Source organism: Marinospirillum alkalitolerans (genome assembly GCF_045055655.1).
GTDB classification, from domain to species: domain Bacteria; phylum Pseudomonadota; class Gammaproteobacteria; order Pseudomonadales; family Halomonadaceae; genus Marinospirillum; species Marinospirillum alkalitolerans.
Genome location: NZ_JBANFI010000002.1, coordinates 216,469 through 233,535, shown reverse-complemented (window position 1 = coordinate 233,535; position 17,067 = coordinate 216,469). Strand labels below are relative to the sequence as shown.

General features: G+C 54.8%; 20 protein-coding genes and 1 tRNA gene. 7 read left to right on the top strand and 14 right to left on the bottom strand.

Annotated elements, in window-relative coordinates; genetic code table 11:
- Positions 1 to 109: 109 nt before the first annotated feature.
- The 8 genes from V6U78_RS04030 to dsbG all read right to left on the bottom strand — a co-directional run bounded on the left by V6U78_RS04030 (position 110) and on the right by dsbG (position 4,724).
- Positions 110 to 1,639, bottom strand: a complete 1,530-nt coding sequence (locus tag V6U78_RS04030; protein WP_405337448.1) for a diguanylate cyclase — start codon at positions 1,637 to 1,639, stop codon at positions 110 to 112.
- 120 nt (positions 1,640 to 1,759) lie between these two features.
- Complete coding sequence (locus tag V6U78_RS04025; RefSeq protein WP_405337446.1) at positions 1,760 to 2,104, bottom strand: hypothetical protein; 345 nt, start codon at positions 2,102 to 2,104, stop codon at positions 1,760 to 1,762.
- A 23-nt stretch (positions 2,105 to 2,127) separates the two neighbouring features.
- Positions 2,128 to 2,352, bottom strand: a complete 225-nt coding sequence (locus V6U78_RS04020) for a hypothetical protein (RefSeq protein WP_405337444.1) — start codon at positions 2,350 to 2,352, stop codon at positions 2,128 to 2,130.
- Between the two features lie 23 nt (positions 2,353 to 2,375).
- Positions 2,376 to 2,591 carry a TIGR02450 family Trp-rich protein gene (locus V6U78_RS04015; protein ID WP_405337443.1) on the bottom strand — a complete coding sequence of 72 codons (216 nt, stop codon included), beginning with the start codon at positions 2,589 to 2,591 and terminating at the stop codon, positions 2,376 to 2,378.
- 65 nt (positions 2,592 to 2,656) lie between these two features.
- Positions 2,657 to 2,908 (bottom strand): DUF2442 domain-containing protein, encoded by a 252-nt coding sequence (locus V6U78_RS04010; RefSeq protein ID WP_405337441.1) that lies wholly within the window; start codon positions 2,906 to 2,908, stop codon positions 2,657 to 2,659.
- Between the two features lie 51 nt (positions 2,909 to 2,959).
- Positions 2,960 to 3,036: transfer RNA gene (locus tag V6U78_RS04005), tRNA-Arg, on the bottom strand.
- A gap of 76 nt (positions 3,037 to 3,112) precedes the next feature.
- The gene (locus V6U78_RS04000) at positions 3,113 to 3,922 is read right to left on the bottom strand and encodes a prolipoprotein diacylglyceryl transferase family protein (RefSeq protein ID WP_405337439.1); all 810 of its coding nucleotides are present in this window, start codon (positions 3,920 to 3,922) and stop codon (positions 3,113 to 3,115) included.
- 1 nt (position 3,923) lies between these two features.
- Entirely contained in the window at positions 3,924 to 4,724 is an 801-nt protein-coding gene (gene dsbG / locus V6U78_RS03995) for a thiol:disulfide interchange protein DsbG (RefSeq protein ID WP_405337437.1), read from the bottom strand.
- A 364-nt stretch (positions 4,725 to 5,088) separates the two neighbouring features.
- Here dsbG and V6U78_RS03990 point away from each other — a divergent pair, with 364 nt between their 5' ends.
- Positions 5,089 to 5,343 (top strand): hypothetical protein, encoded by a 255-nt coding sequence (locus tag V6U78_RS03990; RefSeq protein WP_405337435.1) that lies wholly within the window; start codon positions 5,089 to 5,091, stop codon positions 5,341 to 5,343.
- Between the two features lie 117 nt (positions 5,344 to 5,460).
- Here the strand turns inward: V6U78_RS03990 and V6U78_RS03985 are convergent, their stop codons facing one another.
- The 3 genes from V6U78_RS03985 to V6U78_RS03975 form a co-directional block, all read right to left on the bottom strand.
- On the bottom strand, positions 5,461 to 6,261 hold the full coding sequence (locus V6U78_RS03985; RefSeq protein ID WP_405337433.1) for a thermonuclease family protein: 801 nt from the start codon (positions 6,259 to 6,261) through the stop codon (positions 5,461 to 5,463).
- 32 nt (positions 6,262 to 6,293) lie between these two features.
- Entirely contained in the window at positions 6,294 to 6,653 is a 360-nt protein-coding gene (locus V6U78_RS03980; protein ID WP_405337431.1) for an SCP2 sterol-binding domain-containing protein, read from the bottom strand.
- A 161-nt stretch (positions 6,654 to 6,814) separates the two neighbouring features.
- Positions 6,815 to 8,044 carry an FAD-dependent oxidoreductase gene (locus tag V6U78_RS03975; RefSeq protein ID WP_405337429.1) on the bottom strand — a complete coding sequence of 410 codons (1,230 nt, stop codon included), beginning with the start codon at positions 8,042 to 8,044 and terminating at the stop codon, positions 6,815 to 6,817.
- A 158-nt stretch (positions 8,045 to 8,202) separates the two neighbouring features.
- Here V6U78_RS03975 and V6U78_RS03970 point away from each other — a divergent pair, with 158 nt between their 5' ends.
- Positions 8,203 to 8,769, top strand: a complete 567-nt coding sequence (locus tag V6U78_RS03970; RefSeq protein ID WP_405337427.1) for a chorismate--pyruvate lyase family protein — start codon at positions 8,203 to 8,205, stop codon at positions 8,767 to 8,769.
- Between the two features lie 18 nt (positions 8,770 to 8,787).
- Positions 8,788 to 9,684, top strand: coding sequence for a 4-hydroxybenzoate octaprenyltransferase (gene ubiA, locus V6U78_RS03965; protein WP_405338012.1), 897 nt, complete (start codon positions 8,788 to 8,790; stop codon positions 9,682 to 9,684).
- 41 nt (positions 9,685 to 9,725) lie between these two features.
- Here the strand turns inward: ubiA and metW are convergent, their stop codons facing one another.
- Positions 9,726 to 10,319, bottom strand: coding sequence for a methionine biosynthesis protein MetW (gene metW / locus V6U78_RS03960; RefSeq protein WP_405337425.1), 594 nt, complete (start codon positions 10,317 to 10,319; stop codon positions 9,726 to 9,728).
- Positions 10,319 to 11,482 (bottom strand): homoserine O-succinyltransferase MetX, encoded by a 1,164-nt coding sequence (gene metX / locus V6U78_RS03955; protein ID WP_405337423.1) that lies wholly within the window; start codon positions 11,480 to 11,482, stop codon positions 10,319 to 10,321. Before metX ends, metW begins: the two co-directional genes overlap by 1 nt.
- Before the next feature lie 167 nt (positions 11,483 to 11,649).
- Here metX and guaB point away from each other — a divergent pair, with 167 nt between their 5' ends.
- From guaB to tadA, 4 genes are all read left to right on the top strand, one after another.
- On the top strand, positions 11,650 to 13,119 hold the full coding sequence (gene guaB / locus V6U78_RS03950) for an IMP dehydrogenase (protein ID WP_405337421.1): 1,470 nt from the start codon (positions 11,650 to 11,652) through the stop codon (positions 13,117 to 13,119).
- Between the two features lie 120 nt (positions 13,120 to 13,239).
- A complete protein-coding gene (gene guaA, locus V6U78_RS03945) occupies positions 13,240 to 14,814 on the top strand; it encodes a glutamine-hydrolyzing GMP synthase (RefSeq protein ID WP_405337419.1) in 1,575 nt (524 codons plus the stop codon).
- 2 nt (positions 14,815 to 14,816) lie between these two features.
- Entirely contained in the window at positions 14,817 to 15,263 is a 447-nt protein-coding gene (locus V6U78_RS03940) for a hypothetical protein (protein WP_405337417.1), read from the top strand.
- On the top strand, positions 15,256 to 15,723 hold the full coding sequence (tadA, locus tag V6U78_RS03935) for a tRNA adenosine(34) deaminase TadA (RefSeq protein WP_405337415.1): 468 nt from the start codon (positions 15,256 to 15,258) through the stop codon (positions 15,721 to 15,723). The genes V6U78_RS03940 and tadA overlap by 8 nt, the downstream gene beginning before the upstream one ends.
- Here tadA and V6U78_RS03930 read toward each other — a convergent pair.
- Complete coding sequence (locus V6U78_RS03930; RefSeq protein WP_405337413.1) at positions 15,693 to 16,967, bottom strand: GGDEF domain-containing protein; 1,275 nt, start codon at positions 16,965 to 16,967, stop codon at positions 15,693 to 15,695. The genes tadA and V6U78_RS03930 overlap by 31 nt on opposite strands.
- Positions 16,968 to 17,067 lie beyond the last annotated feature (100 nt).

Sequence of the window (17,067 nt, the reverse complement as noted above, 5' to 3'; positions counted from 1 at the left end):
CTCCCTCTTGTTAAGACGTGAAGATCTTGCCTGATCTTTTTATAGCATAAATATGTGTTTTTCGCTGTTGGCAGCGTGCCCTTCTTTAGTCGCAATCCTTTGCTAAAGGTCAACTCGCTATGCTGGCTTGCGCTTGTACCTGATTGCGGCCGGCCTGTTTAGCACGATATAAAGCCTGATCCGCTAATTGAAGCAGCTGCTGCTGATTGCAGACCTGCATCGAAGTACAGCTTGCGACGCCGAGGCTGGCGGTGACAGGTGTGGTCGCCTCAATCTGCGCTCTGATGTGTTCGGCCTGTTCTAGGGCTTCATCGAGACAGGTTTCGGGGAGCAGAAGGACGAATTCTTCACCCCCATAGCGCGCGACGATATCTTGCGGACGTTGCAGTTCGTTTAAACACTGAGCCACGGCAATCAAAGCCTGATCGCCTTGTTGATGGCCCTGGGTGTCATTCAGCTGTTTGAAGTGATCTATATCTAGCAAAATCAGGGCCAATGGCTGGCGGTAGCATTCGCTGCTGTGGCTGAGTAAGGTGAACTGCTCATCAAAGCTGCGCCGATTCAATAGATGGGTCAGGCTATCGCGCTCTGCGAGTTGGCGCAGTGCTTTCTCAGCCCAGTAGTGCTCCGTCACATTATGGATCATCACCAGCCGCCCAACAGGCCCAGTGGCGTCATAAAGTGTTGTGATTTCAGCACGATAGAAATGCTGTCCATCTAAGGTCCACGGCTGATCCAGCCGATCTAAACGCTTGCCTTGCTGGAGTTTATTGACCAGCTCGAGTTCAGCGGGGAGGTGTTCAGCGAGCGGCTCGCCAATCAACTGTTCCGTTAACAGCGGAAAGATCTGCCGTGCAGCGGGATTGTAATCCAGTAGCAGGCCACGCTGATCTGTTACCAAACAACCGATGGGCATAGAGCGAAAGACGCGCCGCATGGCAATAGGTTGTAAATCCAGTAGGCGTTTGACAAACAGCCCATAGGCCAGAGGCAGGGTTCCCAAGGCAAAGGCCAGTGGGGTGATATCGAGCTGCTCGGGTGTCCAGTGAAAAAGGTAGGAGAGGTTAAAGGCCAGCGGGATAGAAATACCCAGCAGAACGATCAAGGTCTGGCGGCGTAAGACACCTTTCACTTCCATTGAGCGTAGCGCGAGGATCAACAGGCTAAAAAAAGATGCGCCAAGATAATAGACGCTGAACACCTGATACAGGCCACCAGGTGTAAATTGCACTATGCCAATCTTGTGCCAGTGGGCCAGCTGTATGTTCAGGTAGTACCAGTCATGGCCGGGACTGGTCCAATGCGCCAACATCACGAGAGCAGAAAAAGAGAACATCAGGCTGAGCCCAACGCGGGCGGCGGGTGTGTTGAGTGCATAGCCACAAAACTGCAGAACCAGCAGCAGAATCAGTGGAGAGATCCAGGGAATACCCAGATATTGCACGCGGCTCCACCACCAGGCCTGATCCAGATTGTGGCTTAAGGCTTCCAATCCCAGCCCCACACTATAGGTGGCAGCACACAGCATCAGAGCAATAAAGGTCTTGCCGGCAGGAAAGGCGCGATAACGCCAAGCCAAGCCAGAGAGGCCTAAAAGGAGCAGGCCGCTGGTGAGGTTAAGCAAGCTAAAGATGTTCAATGCCGTCTCGGTTAGGTCTGTGTCTTGTGGCTGAAATGTAGTTGCGCTCGATAACTAATCTTACAGTGTAGAGGTTGCGCGGCACAGAAGACAAGAAACAAGACGTGTTTGAGGTGGCATTTAATCTGGGTGGTCTGTCTCTTGCTCTGTTTGGCTGGACGCTTGCCGAGGCGAGACCCCGGTGATTCGCCAGTAGCTGAGCATCAGCAGTAGGAGTGCCCAAGGCAGGGCAAACCACCAGTAGAAGCGAGGGCTCTGGTCGGTGGCATAGCCATAAATGAGCCATCCCAAGCTGAACGGGATAGAAAAGCTATAGAGAAACCAGAGTCTTACCAAGCGGTCATTATGCTTGCGCTCATGGATATAGTTGCCTTCTGCACAGGCCATAAAAATCAAGCCCATCGCGATCATGCCGGTGAACTGTAGGTGTAAAAAGCAGAGTAGAGTAAAAAGCCACAGAGGCATAGAGGTCTCCTGATGCGCTGGCTTTAGCGAGATCGCTGATCCAGCCAGTGCTGATAGAGCTGGCGTAGTTGGTGGTTGAGTGTGGCATCATCCTGTGCGATGCAAGAGCCCAAGTCTTCTGAATCGACAACGCTGCCAACACGCAGACTGAAGCGTTGCAGATCAAAGCTTTCGACAAACAAAAACCACTGACGCTCAGGATCGAGCCAGTGATCAAAGTGTTGCCCAGTAGAAAACTGAAAATCCATCTTCTTCTCCATGCAGGCCTAACCTAGTGCCAGCCTTGCCGCCAGCGGGCCGCATCTTTGAGTTCTGTCCAATCAATACTGTATTCGTGCTTTGACATGATGGCTTCAAGCAGGCATAAGCTCACCCGACCTTCTTCATCATATTCCACCTGTGTCACCAGAAAGTGTTTTTCTTTGTCGCGAGGTTGTAAGGCTGTCCATTTACTGAGTTGAAGCTTGTTTGGGCGCACTGGGTTCATTGATTGGTCTCCATCAGCACAGGGTGAGGCGCTGCTGGCGGAGGTCATATGATGCTGCTATGGCCTCAGCTTGGTATCAGTCGCTGATGATACAGGTCTTCGATAGGAAAAATCATCCGGTAATCATCCCAGTTAAGATTGCCATCCAGGAGTTGAAAGCGCAGGAAATGGGCGCGATCTTGATAGATGACATAGTCTGGATGGGGCGAATGAAAAAGAAAGGGCGCAAAATCCACCACCACACGGTGCTGATTATTAAAAGTGAGGGCGATGCGATAGGCATCCAAGGGTTCAGCATGAAGAATCGAGAGGAGCATACTGCTGGCGCGATTTTGCTTGTCTAGACTGGCGCAGCGGCCAGATCAAAATGGCCCGCCCTAGAGGATTCGAACCTCTGACCTTTGCCTCCGGAGGGCAACGCTCTATCCAGCTGAGCTAAGGGCGGAAAGATAAGGCCCAGAATTGTAGGGCGCAGAGACGGGCTTGTCTAGCCCTTTCTCTGCACCCATCAGGCAGGTGGCTTAGGGTGCGCTGAACTCACGCGTAAAGCGTTCAAGCTGCGCGCGACTGAGCTCGCCAAAATGACGATCGACCAGTTCTCCTTCCGCATTATAAAACAGCGTGGCAGGAAGCCCAGGAGCACCGTAGAAGGCCATGGCTTCTTGCCTTGGATCGAGGAGCAGGAATTGAAACTCCAGCTGGGCTTGATCGAGATAGCGTTGAACGCCAAGCAGGCTTTCACCCTGATTGATCAGAATAACCTGCACACGTGGGTCCTGATCATATTCGGCCAGAACGGGCATTTCGCGGCGGCAGGGAGGACACCAGGTCGCCCAGAGGTTGACGATAATCGGCTGGCCCTGCTGGGCGGCGAGATGAAACTCCGTGCCATCCAGTTGTTGAAAAGTCAGCTCGGGCAGCGGGTCGGCAGTGACAGGCGTACGGGGTAGAGCTTGTTGCAGCATCAGCAGCAAGAGCCCCGAGGCGACCAGCAGGCTCACTGCCCAGGTCAGTGGTGTGCGCTGGTTTGGCCGCCGCCAGTACCAGAGGGTGAACAGCAGGGCACCGGCTAGTCCCCCCCAGAGGCTGGCACCAGGCTGCCAGAAATACACGAGAGTCCAGGGCGCGCTGAGATAAGCCTCAGGGGTGGTGGCGGCAAAAACCAAGCGGCTGGATAAGGCGGCAACCAGCAGAGTCCACCAGCTCCAGTTGGCAAGGCCAGCATGACGTCGGTTGGCCAGCTCGCCACCCAACAGGAGCAGAGCCGCTGCGCCAAGCAGTGCTAGGCGTTCATAGCTGAGTACGAAGGGACCGATGGCCAGGGCATCCATCTTAGCGGTACCGAATCAGTTCAGGTTCAAGAACGCTTGGCTGCGGTAGATCCAGCAGTTCACTAATACGTGGCAGGCGCAACATCCCCGTATGCGTATTCAGCTGGCCTTGTTCATCCTGCCAAATCCAACTTGGTGTACCACTGAGACCAAAGGCACGCATCAGCCCCATATTGTCTTGTAATGCAGCGGCCTGAGCCTGGATACCGGCGGCATCCAGTTCGAGCTGGGTGCTAGGCTCGCGCATGAGTTGGTGCAGCTGATCTGCTGCTTGATCAGCACTGGCCAGTAAGGCCGCAGCTTGCAAACGGCTATCAGGCTGCAGGTAGGCAATCGGTATCCAGTGGAGTGTGAGTCCTTGCTCACGATAGGGCTGGAGCGCCAACCAGGCTAGACGTGAAAAGGGGCAGAGGGGATCAAAAAACAAATAGAGTTCGCGCTGGCTGATCGTTTCTCCAGCTTCATTGGTGAGCAGGCTAGGCTCAGTAATCTTGTGACTGCTCGCTAGCGCACTCCAATCCGGCTGAGCAAGATAGTCGCGCTGGTGTTGTCTGGTCAGATCCTGCCCTTGCGCATCCAAGACCACGCCGTTAATTAAAAACTCGCCATCTTGGGTGGTGTACAGCAGCTGCTCTTGTTGCCCTGCGCGGACAATCCAGCCAATTAAGCTGTCTCCGACTGGAAAGGAATCCTGTACCTGTAGACCCTGTAAGGCGAGATGGCGTATTGGCTCGGGCCAGGTTTCATCGATACCTGTGTTGGCGAACGCGGGCGCACTCAGCAGGCAGCCGGCCAGCAGCAAAGCCGATCCATGTAGACCTCTCCACGATGAGGTCCAGGGTTTAAGCAGGTGAGGTATCACTATCGATGGTCTCCATCTGGGTGGGATGGATTCGCGCTAGAATCCACGTGTTAGAGTAAAAAGCGGTGTTAGGAAGCCTCTGATTAACTACTGTGCTTGGTGATGCTGCGTTAAAATTGGTCTCAAAATGCTCATTTACTCAGTGTAAACTCCGCTTTTTCGATCAATTTTGCCTTGCCTGACCTGCGCTCGTGACGTTGATCAGAGGTTCCTTAGGGTAACGGCTTTAAAGGGTGCTGTCATCCGTGGCCCTGAACAGAAAAAGAGTGCACTCAAGCAAAAGAGTTCAATAGAGGAAAAGGTGATGTTGAATGACCGGTTAAAAAACTGGGCGGTGGCTTCTCAGGCAGTGGGTTTGATTGTGATCGTCGCGCTAGAAACCTGGTTAGGGCGAGGAGAGGCTGGCCAGTGGCAAAAGTGGGTGTTGATCGCGATGCTGGCCTGCGCAGCTCTGGTGGCCTTGCTGCGCTTTTATCGTCATCAACAGCATTTAAAAGAACAGGCTCGCCGTCGTCAGGTGTTAGAAGAGGCCGCCAGTGATGATGAAGCGGCTCCTTGAGCAGTGACAACAAGAGATGGCATCTAGAGGCTGGCCGCAAGAAGTGTGCAGTTTGCAACAAGCTGCTGAAGTATCAGAGTGGAAGAGAGAAGAAGAGCCAGAGCCGCAAGACGGCTGTTAAAAGTCGGCGCGCTCTAAAGCCAAGGGATGAGAGATGCGAATCAGTGCGTCTTGATGGCGACCACCAGGCGTGCGAATCAGCCAGCCTCGCGCGCTGATAGACTGCCCCTCGCGCAGGTTTAATGCAGCCAAGGCAGCATCAGACCAGTCACGGCGTGGCAGCTGCAAAGCGACCCGACCTTCGAGGTTGATCCAGTAGGCATCACGGCTTTGGCCGATGCGCTGGATCTGTCCCACCAGGCGGATGGCGCCCTGAGCAGAATCCGGGATCTGCTGCGCAGGAATGCCGTGACCATATTCGGTTAATGACCAGATGCCTCGACCGGCTTGCAAAGCTGGGCGCTCGGCTTGATGGAGACAGGCCGCCCAAGGATCATCAGCTTGTAAGGCCACGTGCATCACCCAGCCTTCCTCTAAGAGCAAGCCTTGCACATGGCGGCCATCAGCGAGAAAAACCTGAGCGCGCAGCCGTCCATAACGATCGCGGTTATCAGGATGTGCATGATCGACATGGGGAAGCATCAGGTGAACCTGCTGCCCGCTATGGCGCAGGATCTGTCGCAGGCGATCACGTCCTTCGCGTGCAAAGGGCTCATCGGCGGCACCATCGCGCCCCAGTTCAGGCGCGTCGATGCCTGCCAGACGCACGCGTGTGCCATCGCTGAGTGTCAGCGTATCGGCATCATAGACCGAACGCACCTGACTGATCAGGTCTATCCTTGGCGCTGGGCAGGAAGCTGCGACCAGTAAAGGGCTGCACCAGAGCAGGAGCAGGCAGCAGATGAGTCTCAAAACCATTGCCTCAAAATCATCGTCTCAAGCCTGAGCGCTCAAATTTTGATCCACTTCATCACGCCTTGAAGCTCAAACAGCTTGTTGGGCGCGCCTTCAATGCTGAGCTTCTTATCTTGAATGGCCCGCATGATGGCGTTCTTATCCTTGCTGGTCAGCGCCTGCCAAGCACTGGTGGCATCGGTGAAAACCAGTTTTAAATCGACCTCGGTCTCGCCTTGCGTCTGGCTTTCGACACCTTCGGCGCGCAGATGAAACTGACGACCAGGCCAGTCTTGAGTTGCGATTGTAAAACTCAGCGGTTTGCTGGCCAGATGCTCACGCATAGCAGGTTGTTTTTTGTAGGCTTTTTTTAATAGACGCGCCAGCATCCAAAGCAAAAATTTGAGTTTCAACATAGATCAAGGATCTCTTTCATCACGGTGAGTCAGTCGAAGCGTCTTGGGCAGACCAAGAGAGGCCAGATTTAAACACCTGTTTCAAAATCAGTAAAGCTTTTCTCTTGGTTGAGCCAATCAAGCGGTTTTCCAAGCAAGCCGCTGTCCAGTCAAGAGCGGCGTCATCGGTCGGATAGAGAGGGCATCACGCGCTCGTGAGGTGCGGGTGGCTCTGGCAATAAATCCGGCAGCTGTCGAGTGAGGGTGCTTTTTTGGCGTACAGCCTGCCCTACGAGTGCAAAGCCAAGCAGCGCGCCTTCTGGGCTGATAAAACGCCCAGTCACGCCTTGTGGATTCGCCTCGATCTCCCAGTGACCTTCTCCCTGAGGTGGCGCGACGACGCAAGGGCAGGTCGGTGTTTTGATCAACACCGGCAGCGCAGGCAAACTCAGGCCGGGTGCCTCAGGTTGGAAGAGCTGTTGCGCCAGACTGCGTGCACTGGCCATCAAGGGTTGCACATACATCAGTAGTTGGCCGTCCAGATCAGCGCAATCCCCCAGTGCATAAATATTGGGATCACTGGTTTGGAGTTGACGATTGACGGCAATCCCGCGTCGGCTGGTTGCTAAACCGGCTTCTGCGGCGAGGGTGATACGCGGGGCCAGCCCCAGCGCACTGATGATCAGCTCAGCATCCTGCTGGCGGCCATCGCTGAGCACAAGCTGCTGACCGGTTGCCTTGGGGGTGATCGCCACAACCTCGGTCGCGCGCTGGATAGTGAGTCCTTGCTCGATCAAGGCTGCCTCAAGAAAAGCTGCGGCCTCAGCCGGTAAAAGGCCATCAAGCAGATGGGGCGCACGGGTGATCAGGGTGACGCGATAACCGGCTTGCAGCAGATCCTGCGCCATCTCCACACCAACTAAGCCACTGCCTAGAATCACCACCTGTTGAGTCGAGAGGGCTTGAAGTTGTTGATGGAAGGCTTGGTATTCCTGCCAAGAGTTGAGGCAGTGCACACCTTTTAAGCCAACAAAGGGGCCTTGAGGAGCAGCGCCAAGCGCGAGAAATAAACGCCCATAACTCAACTCTTCCCCTGTGGATAAAATAAGCTGTTGTTGATCTGGCCGCAGTTGTTCAACACGCGTCCAGGGCCGCAGCTCAAGTGCCAGTTCTGCTGCTGCTTGCTCGCCTGTCGCGCTGATCAGGCGTTCCGGCAAGATGGCTTTGCTTAAAGCGGTCGAAAGCAGAGGCTTGGAGTAGACTTCGCCGCCGTCGCTGGTGATCATGATCAGTTGTTGTGCGGGAAGACCAAGTTGGGCCTCCTGTGCGCGGATCTCGCGGGCAAGTTGATAACCTGCCATGCCAGAGCCCACCAGAATCCAAGGTGCTGATGAAGGTGTCGTGTGAGACATACAAGATTTCCCATGTTGTCAGCTGAGGTCAGCAGTGAACAGATGCCCCAAGGTGCTGGGGTAGGATCAACCCACGCAGGGCGAGACGATGGTCAAGGCGCTGAAGAGTGTTAGAATGGCGCTTTAGCTACTCGTGACTTGATCCTAAGGCAAGCGGCATGCTCCATCTTTCAACACTCCAGTGTCAAGCGCTGGAGAAGGCCATGCCAGTGCGCTGGCAGCCGAATCTCGCTCTGGTGCACGCCCCAGCCGGTGCCTGGCGTAGCTGGCTGCAGGAGCGGGGTTCGTTGACGCAGCGCTTGCAACAGCAGGCCAGATCTTCTTTCCATGTCGAGCTTCTCCAGCAGCGTGTGGTCCATCTGAGAACACAAGAGTTAGCGCAGCTTGGCTGGTCGCGTCAGCCCGTACTGGTGCGGCAGGTTTTGTTGCATGTGGATCAGCAGCCTTGGGTGTATGCGCGGAGTCTGCTGCCGCTGGTGACCTCGGCGCCGCTGTATCGACGTGTGCGTCATCTCGGCAATCAAGCGCTGGGGCAGCTGCTGTTCTCCTCTGCTGATCTTCAGCGTGGCACCTTCAGCTACTGTGCGCCGCACCAGCTGGCCTTTCCTAGCCTCTGGGGGCGTCAATCGGTGTTTTATCAGCAGCAGGCTTGTGTGCTGGTAGCCGAACACTTTTTACCACCTATGGCACGGGCCTTGAACTTGGCTTCTCATCCTCTAGTTTAGGAGCAGGCTTTGAAGAATCTGGCGACATCTCCGACCAATCCTCCCCCTTTGGCTCCTTGGTATCAGCGTTTACCAGCTTTTGTGCGCTTGATGCGTCTGGATCGCCCGATCGGCACCTGGCTACTGATGTGGCCGACTCTGTGGGCGCTGTGGTTGGCCGCAGAGGGCTGGCCGCAGCCAAGGGTGTTGATCATCTTTGTGCTTGGGGTGATCGTGATGCGTGCGGCCGGTTGTGTCATTAATGATTATGCCGATCGTGATTTTGACGGCCATGTGCAGCGCACTCAGCAGCGTCCTTTGGCACAGGGAGAAATCACACCCAAAGAAGCCCTTATCTGCTTTGCCCTGCTCGGCCTGGTGGCTTTGTTGTTGGTGTGGCACACCAATAGCCTGACACTCTGGCTAGCACCTGGCGGCCTGCTACTCGCGGCCTGCTATCCCTTTATGAAGCGCTATACCCACTTTCCACAACTGGTGCTAGGCGCGGCTTTTTCTTGGGCGATTCCGATGGCCTTTGCCGCAGAAGCCGGTGCCTTGCCTTGGGCGCTCTGGCTGGTGTTTGCTGCCAATCTCACCTGGACGGTGGCCTATGACACGGCCTATGCGATGGAAGATCGTGAGGATGATCTGAAGATAGGTGTGAAATCCACGGCGGTGTTTTTTGGTCACTATGATCGCTTGGCGATAGGTCTGCTGCAGTTGGCAACGCTCTTACTGCTGGCCTTGGCGGGTTGGGTCTTTGGGCGCGGTATCTTTTTTGCGCTGGGTCTTGGTGTGATGGCGCTGCTCTTTATCTGGCAGCAGTGGCTGTTGCGTGATCGGGCACGCGGCCCTTGTTTGCGCGCCTTCCTCAATAACCACTATGCAGGCATGGCGGTGTTTCTGGGTGTGCTGGCAGATTACTGGCTGGCGTGATGATCCTGGGTGCTGGATCGGGCGCTCCCTGCCCGATCAGCCTAAGCCCGTCCAAGCTTGTAAATCGCCACTTCACCAAAGAGATTCGGCCAGAGGCGCGCCTTCCAATGCCCTTTATAGGCCAGATCGCCGACGGCACGATCCAGTATTTTGAGTCCCTTGGCGGCACAGAGGGCTTCAAAATCCTTAAAGGTGATTAAGTGGATGTTGGGTGTGTCGTACCACTCGTAGGGCAGTGTCTTGGAGACAGGTAGCTTGCCACGAAAGGTCAAATACAAGCGGCAGCGCCAGTGGGCAAAGTTGGGGAAGGTCACGATGGCTTCCTGCCCAACACGCAGCATTTCATCCAAGGCCAGATCCTGACGGCGCAACACCTGCAAGGCCTGCGTCATAATGACCGTGTCATAGCTGGCATCGGCAAAGTTGCTCAGCCCACGGTTCAAATCCTGCTCGATCACATCGACGCCGTTGGCAATACAAGCCGTGATCTTCTCAGCATCAATTTCGAGCCCATAACCGCTGACCTGCTTGTGTTGTTGCAGATAGCTGAGCAGCTCGCCATCACCGCAGGCCAGATCCAGCACGCGGGTTTGAGGGCGAATCCAATCGGCGATAATACTTAAATCCTGACGCATCAACGGGTCTCCTTGGCAACGCGTTGCATATAGGCAGAGAAGACCGCCTCATAACGCTGATCGGGAATCAAAAAGGCATCATGGCCGTGGGGAGAGCGAATTCTGGCATAGCTGACCGATTTTCTGGCTGCGGTCAGAGCATTGACCAGCTCCTCCGAGCGTTTGGGCGAAAAGCGCCAGTCAGTGCTGAAACTGATCACCAGAAAGCGACATTGCGCTGGCGCGAGGGCCGCGGCCAGATTGCCATCACATTCTGCAGCGGGATCAAAGTAATCGAGGGCCTTAGTCATCAGCAGATAGGTGTTGGCATCAAAGCGCTCAGAAAAGGTTTCCCCCTGATAGCGCAGATAGGATTCCACCTGAAACTCCACGTCAAAGCCAAAATTCAGCTTATCTGTGCGCAGATCTCGGCCAAACTTCTCCCCCATCGAGTGCTCAGACAAATAGGTGATATGCCCGATCATGCGCGCAAGGCCCAAGCCATGCCGTGGGATCACCCCGGCTTGTTGATAGCGCCCATCACAAAAATTGGGGTCAGACATAATCGCCTGACGGGCGACCTCGTTAAAGGCAATATTCTGCGCAGAGAGCTTGGGTGTGCTGGCAATGACCACTGCATGGCGCAGGCGCTCAGGATGGCGCAGTGACCACTCCAGTACCTGCATACCACCCAAGCTGCCACCCACTACAGCGGCCCACTGTTGTATGCCAAGGCGATCAGCCAGCAGCGCCTGCGAATCTACCCAATCTCTGACCGTTAAGACAGGAAAGTCCGAGGCATAGGGCTGGCCTGTTTCTGGATTGATTGAGGCTGGCCCAGTGGAGCCATGACAGCCGCCCAGGTTATTCAGCGCGACAACAAAAAAGTGATTGGTATCAATAGGCTTGCCGGGGCCGATATAGGCATCCCACCAGCCGGGTTTGGGGTCATCGGCATGATGATAACCGGCAGCATGATGATGCCCGGACAGTGCGTGACAAATCAGCACGGCATTTGAGGCATCGGCATTTAATTCGCCATAGGTTTCGACCATCAGTTGCCATTGATCGAGCTGATGGCCGCTCGCTAGTGGTAAAGGCTGTTGAAACACATAGACTTCCGGGCTGACGAGCCCAACGGAATCCTGCGGGGGGCACTTTTCTAAAGCGTCTGATGCTGACATGATGGAGCAGTGTCCTCTTGGCAAACGGGGCAGAACAGGCAAGAAGTAAAACGAGGGCTTAATCTAACACAGATTGTTCGGTTTACGCTGTGGCTTGTCTCGGCTAAAATAGGCGATTAGCTTTTATATCTTATTTTCCTCCCCTCCAAAAAAATCGCAGGTCCTCTATGTTAAGAATCGTTGAAGAAGCTCTCACCTTCGATGATGTTTTGCTGGTACCCGGTTATTCCGAAATCCTGCCTAAAGACGTCAGCCTCAAAACACGCATTACGCGCAATGTCGAACTGAATATCCCCCTCGTTTCTGCTGCGATGGATACCGTGACCGAAGCCCGCCTCGCCATTGCCTTGGCTCAGGAAGGTGGCATCGGCATTATTCACAAAAATATGACTCTTGCCCAGCAGGCCGCCGAAGTCCGCAAGGTCAAAAAACACGAAAGCGTGATTGTCAAAGACCCCGTTAGTGTGGCACCGACCACCAAGATTCACGAGCTGCTGGATATGGCCGCTGAGTATGGCTTCTCGGGTTTCCCTGTTGTGGATGCTGGCAAGCTGGTGGGCATCGTCACTGGCCGTGATCTGCGTGTGAAGCCACATGTTGGCGATACCGTAGCCGCCATTATGACGCCCCAAGAAAAGCTCGTCACCGCGCTGATCAATACGCCGCTGGATGACATCAAAGCGCGTCTTTATGAGCATCGCATCGAGAAGATGCTGCTGGTTGATGAAGCCTTCCATCTGTGTGGTCTGGTTACCTTCCGTGATATCGAAAAAGCCAAAACCTATCCCCTGGCGGCTAAGGATGCCAATGGCAGCCTGCGCGTGGGTGCGGCTGTGGGTACAGGCGCAGAAACCCCTGAGCGGGTAGCGGCCCTGGTCGAAGCAGGTGTGGATGTCATCGTCGTCGATACTGCACACGGCCATTCAAAGGGTGTCATCGATCGCGTGCGCTGGGTCAAAGAAAACTATCCACAGGTGGATGTGATTGGCGGCAATATCGCTACAGCAGAAGCCGCTGTTGCGCTGGCCGAAGCCGGTGCTGATGCGGTGAAAGTCGGCATTGGTCCAGGCTCTATTTGCACCACGCGGATTGTTGCTGGTGTAGGTGTGCCACAAATCAGCGCCATCTCCAATGTGGCTGATGCACTGAAGCCCTATGGCATTCCGCTGATTGCTGATGGCGGCGTGCGCTTCTCTGGTGATCTGGCCAAAGCCATTGTCGCTGGTGCCAGTGTCGTCATGGTGGGCGGTCTGCTGGCGGGCACAGAAGAAGCCCCAGGTGAAGTCGAGCTTTATCAAGGCCGGACGTACAAGGCTTACCGTGGCATGGGCTCTCTGGGTGCCATGGGGCAGTCACAAGGCTCTTCCGATCGCTACTTCCAAGATAAGGATGCTGGTGTCGAGAAGCTGGTTCCCGAAGGTATCGAAGGCCGCGTGCCTTACAAGGGTTCCATGAGTGCCATCGTGCATCAGCTGATGGGTGGTCTGCGTGCCTCAATGGGTTACACAGGTTGCCAAGATATTCAGACGATGCGCACCAAACCCCAGTTTGTCAAAATCACGGGGGCGGGCATGAGTGAATCGCATGTGCATGATGTGCAGATCACCAAAGAAGCGCCCAACTACCGTGTGAGCTAATAGCACCCTGTGGCGATTCGTCTTCTCCCCATCTCGCTGATGAGATGGGGTCGCTATCAAGATCTTCGAGGCAAGCGTGCTCTGATGCGCTTGCCTTGATCACTTTAAGAGACCTCTTTTATGCAAGATATCCACGCCCATAAAATTCTGATTTTGGATTTTGGTTCGCAGTACACCCAGCTGATTGCTCGCCGCGTGCGTGAGCTGGGCGTCTATTGCGAGATCTATCCCTATGACATCACTGAAGCGCAGATCCGTGATTTTGATCCGAAAGGCATCATCCTCGCTGGTGGTCCTGAGTCGGTTACCGAGGCTGGCTCGCCACGCGCGCCTCAGGTGGTTTTTGAGCTGGGCCTGCCTGTGCTGGGTATCTGCTACGGCATGCAAACCATGGCGCAGCAGCTGGGTGGTCAGGTTGAAGGCTCGAATGTGCGCGAATTTGGTTATGCACAGGTCCAGCTGGAGGCCGAGTCGGCCTTCTTCCACGACATTCGTGATCATGTGAATGCACAAGGCCAAGGCTTGCTGGATGTGTGGATGAGCCACGGTGATAAGGTGGTGGCTCTGCCTGAAGGCTTCCAGATTACTGCTTCTACCCCCAGCTGCGCGATTGCTGCGATGAGCTGTGAAGCCAAGCATTTTTACGGTGTGCAATTCCACCCAGAAGTGACTCACACACTGCAAGGCCAGCGGATGCTGGAGCGCTTTTTGCGCGAGATCTGCGCCTGTGACGCCCTCTGGACGCCCGCGCAGATTATTGAAGATATGGTGCAGCGTGTTCGTGAGCAGGTGGGTGAACGCAAGGTACTGCTCGGCCTGTCAGGTGGTGTCGATTCCTCTGTTGTCGCCGCCTTGTTACATAAGGCCATTGGTGACCAGCTGACCTGTGTCTTTGTTGATAACGGCCTGCTGCGCAAGAATGAAGGCGAGCAAGTTATGGAGATGTTCGCGCGCAATATGGGTGTCAAAGTCATCCGTGCTGATGCCGAAGAGCTGTTCCTTGGGCGCTTAAAAGGTGTGACCGATCCAGAAGCCAAGCGCAAGGTGATCGGCAATACCTTTATTGATGTGTTTGAACAAGAAGCGGCCAAGCTGACCGATGTTGATTTCCTCGCTCAGGGCACCATCTACCCAGATGTGATTGAATCTGCCGCCGCTAAAACCGGCAAGGCGCATGTGATCAAATCTCACCATAACGTTGGCGGTCTCCCTGACACCATGCGGATGGAGCTAGTCGAGCCCTTGCGTGAGCTGTTCAAAGACGAAGTGCGCAAGATCGGTCTTGAACTCGGCCTGCCCTATGATATGGTTTATCGTCATCCCTTCCCTGGCCCTGGTTTGGGTGTGCGTATTCTGGGTGAAGTCAAAAAAGACTATGCCGATATTCTGCGCGATGCCGATGCCATCTTTATCGAAGAGTTGCGTGCTGCAGGCTGGTATGAAAAAACCAGTCAGGCCTTTGCGGTCTTCCTGCCGGTTAAATCAGTCGGTGTGGTCGGTGATGGTCGCCGCTATGAATGGGTGATCGCGCTACGCGCCGTTGAAACCATCGACTTTATGACCGCACGCTGGGCGCACCTGCCTTACGAGCTTTTGGAGAAGGTCTCGAACCGCATTATCAATGAACTGGCGGGTGTTTCACGCGTCACCTATGACGTATCGAGCAAGCCACCTGCAACGATTGAGTGGGAGTAACCATGCCTTTTGCTGTCCGTGCTTTGGTAGTGATGTGTTTTCTTTTGATCAGCAAAGCGTGGGCAGCACCCCAGGTGAGGGACCCCTTTGAACATCGCTTTGTGATGATTCAATCTAATCTGTTGATTAGTGGGCGTCAGGCAGAGGTGTTTGAAGGCAAGCCTCTGCTGCAAAGTCCGGGTGTTACAGCAGCGCATTTAATGGATGCGCTGCGCTTCTCTGTCTGCCCTATAGGTGATGAGCAGCAGGATGTGCGTCTGCATCGCATTGAAACCTTTGGCATGTTTGTGCGCTTGATTGCTTTGAGTGAGGGCAAGCGGCTAGAGGTACCCTCCACGATCAATACTAATCAATATCTGGGATTGCGTGTTCTGCAGGCCTGTGAGCAGGGGCGCTATCAGCGGGTGCTGGAGGCGGCTTTGGGCTTGGTGGATCAACCTGATGCCTAAGCCAGAGTTTTATATGCATCGTGCGTTGGAGTTGGCAGAACAGGCTGCCGCTCTCGGTGAGGTGCCTGTGGGTGCCGTGCTGGTGGATGCGCAGGGTGAGATTCTGGGGCGGGGTATGAATCGCTGCATCTGTGATGCGGACCCAACTGCCCATGCTGAGATGGTGGCCTTGCGCGAAGCTGGTCGCCAGATCGGTAATTATCGCCTGACTGGCTGCACGCTTTATGTCACGCTGGAGCCTTGCACTATGTGTATAGGTGCGATTCTGAATGCACGTTTGGCCAAGCTGGTCTACGGCGCGAAGGAGCCTAAAACAGGTGCGCTGGCCTCGGTGTGTAATCTGCCCGCGCAGCCCTGGTACACCCATCGGCTAGAAGTGGAAGGTGGGCTGCTGGCGGCAAAATGCCAGCGTCAGCTGCAGGCCTTTTTTCAGCAAAGACGCGCCGGAGGCTCGACTTGATCGGTTTCTAAAGGCTGCTGTTGAGTGCTAGCTGGCTCCGCCACAAAGACCACGGCCGCTTCTTGCTGGCGTGGTTCGGTGCAGGAGCTGGCCGTTTCTTTGATCTGTTCAGCTAACGGACTGGTGGCCAGATCTGCTTCATCAATAATGCAATTGCGACCACACTCCTTGGCTGCATAGAGCGCCTGATCCGCGCGTCGCATCAAATCTTCAATGCTCTCTTTGGGCTGATAGCTGGCGAGGCCAATCGAGGCCGTCAGCATAATATCAGGCCGCTCGTCTTCTAGATGGATAATCAGCGCTTCTAAATCTTGGCGCAGGCGTTCTGCAATCTGATGGGCTGCTTGGGGCGAGGTTTGTGCCAGCACGATCACAAACTCTTCACCGCCTAGACGGGCGACATAATCGACATCACGCAGGCTGGCGCGGATGGTGGCTGCCACTTTTTGCAGTGTGAGATCCCCTGCATCATGGCCAAAGGTGTCATTGATCTGCTTAAAGTAATCGAGATCGATAAAACCGATCGAAAAATCATACTGGCCGCGATCACTGAGCCCTTTTTGGCGGCGCAGAATCCTGAGCAGATGGCGGCGGTTGTAGAGGCCCGTCAGTTCATCGGTGACGGCCAGCTCTTCAATCTTGTGCATGGCTTCAGCCAGATGCGTATTACGACGCTTTAATGCCGCGCGCAGGCCAGCAATCTCACCGCCGATCAGGCTGATGCCAATAATGCCCAGCAAGACCACCTGCCCAACCAGCCACTCGTAGCGCCAATCAATCGGGCTGGAGCGGAGACTGAGTGAAAAGACCAACGCAATCAGGTAGCAGACCCCCATCGCTGCAGCAAGCCAAGGAAGGCGACGTGGGGTATAGCGAAAAACAGCAAACAAAAGAATTAAGAACAGATTAATGACCAATAGGCTGCGCAGATCAGGCGCTAAAGCCATAGCATAAACGGTGAGCAGCAAATGCCAAGAGATCTGTGCATGAGTGAGGCTGGGGTCACGAAAGCGAAGGTTGAGACGGCTGGAAATCAATAGGGGGAACAACAGGCAGACAAGGCAGGTGATGGCAATATAGCTGGTCAAATGCAGAGATGACCAATCCAGATAACCTAGCCACCAGGCTGAAAAAATCACTGAGCTGTTGGCCAGTCCGGCACCAGCTGCCATCAGAGATCGCCTCAGCCGCAGCTGTTGAGCCAGCAGCAGCGTGTGTTGCTGAGCAAGAATATCCGTCTCCATGCGATACCTATCGTGATCATCAAGAGCAAAGACCGACCTGTATTGGCAGGCAGGTTCGAGCTGAACAAGGTGGTCTTAAGGGTGCGACCTTTTGTCTTTG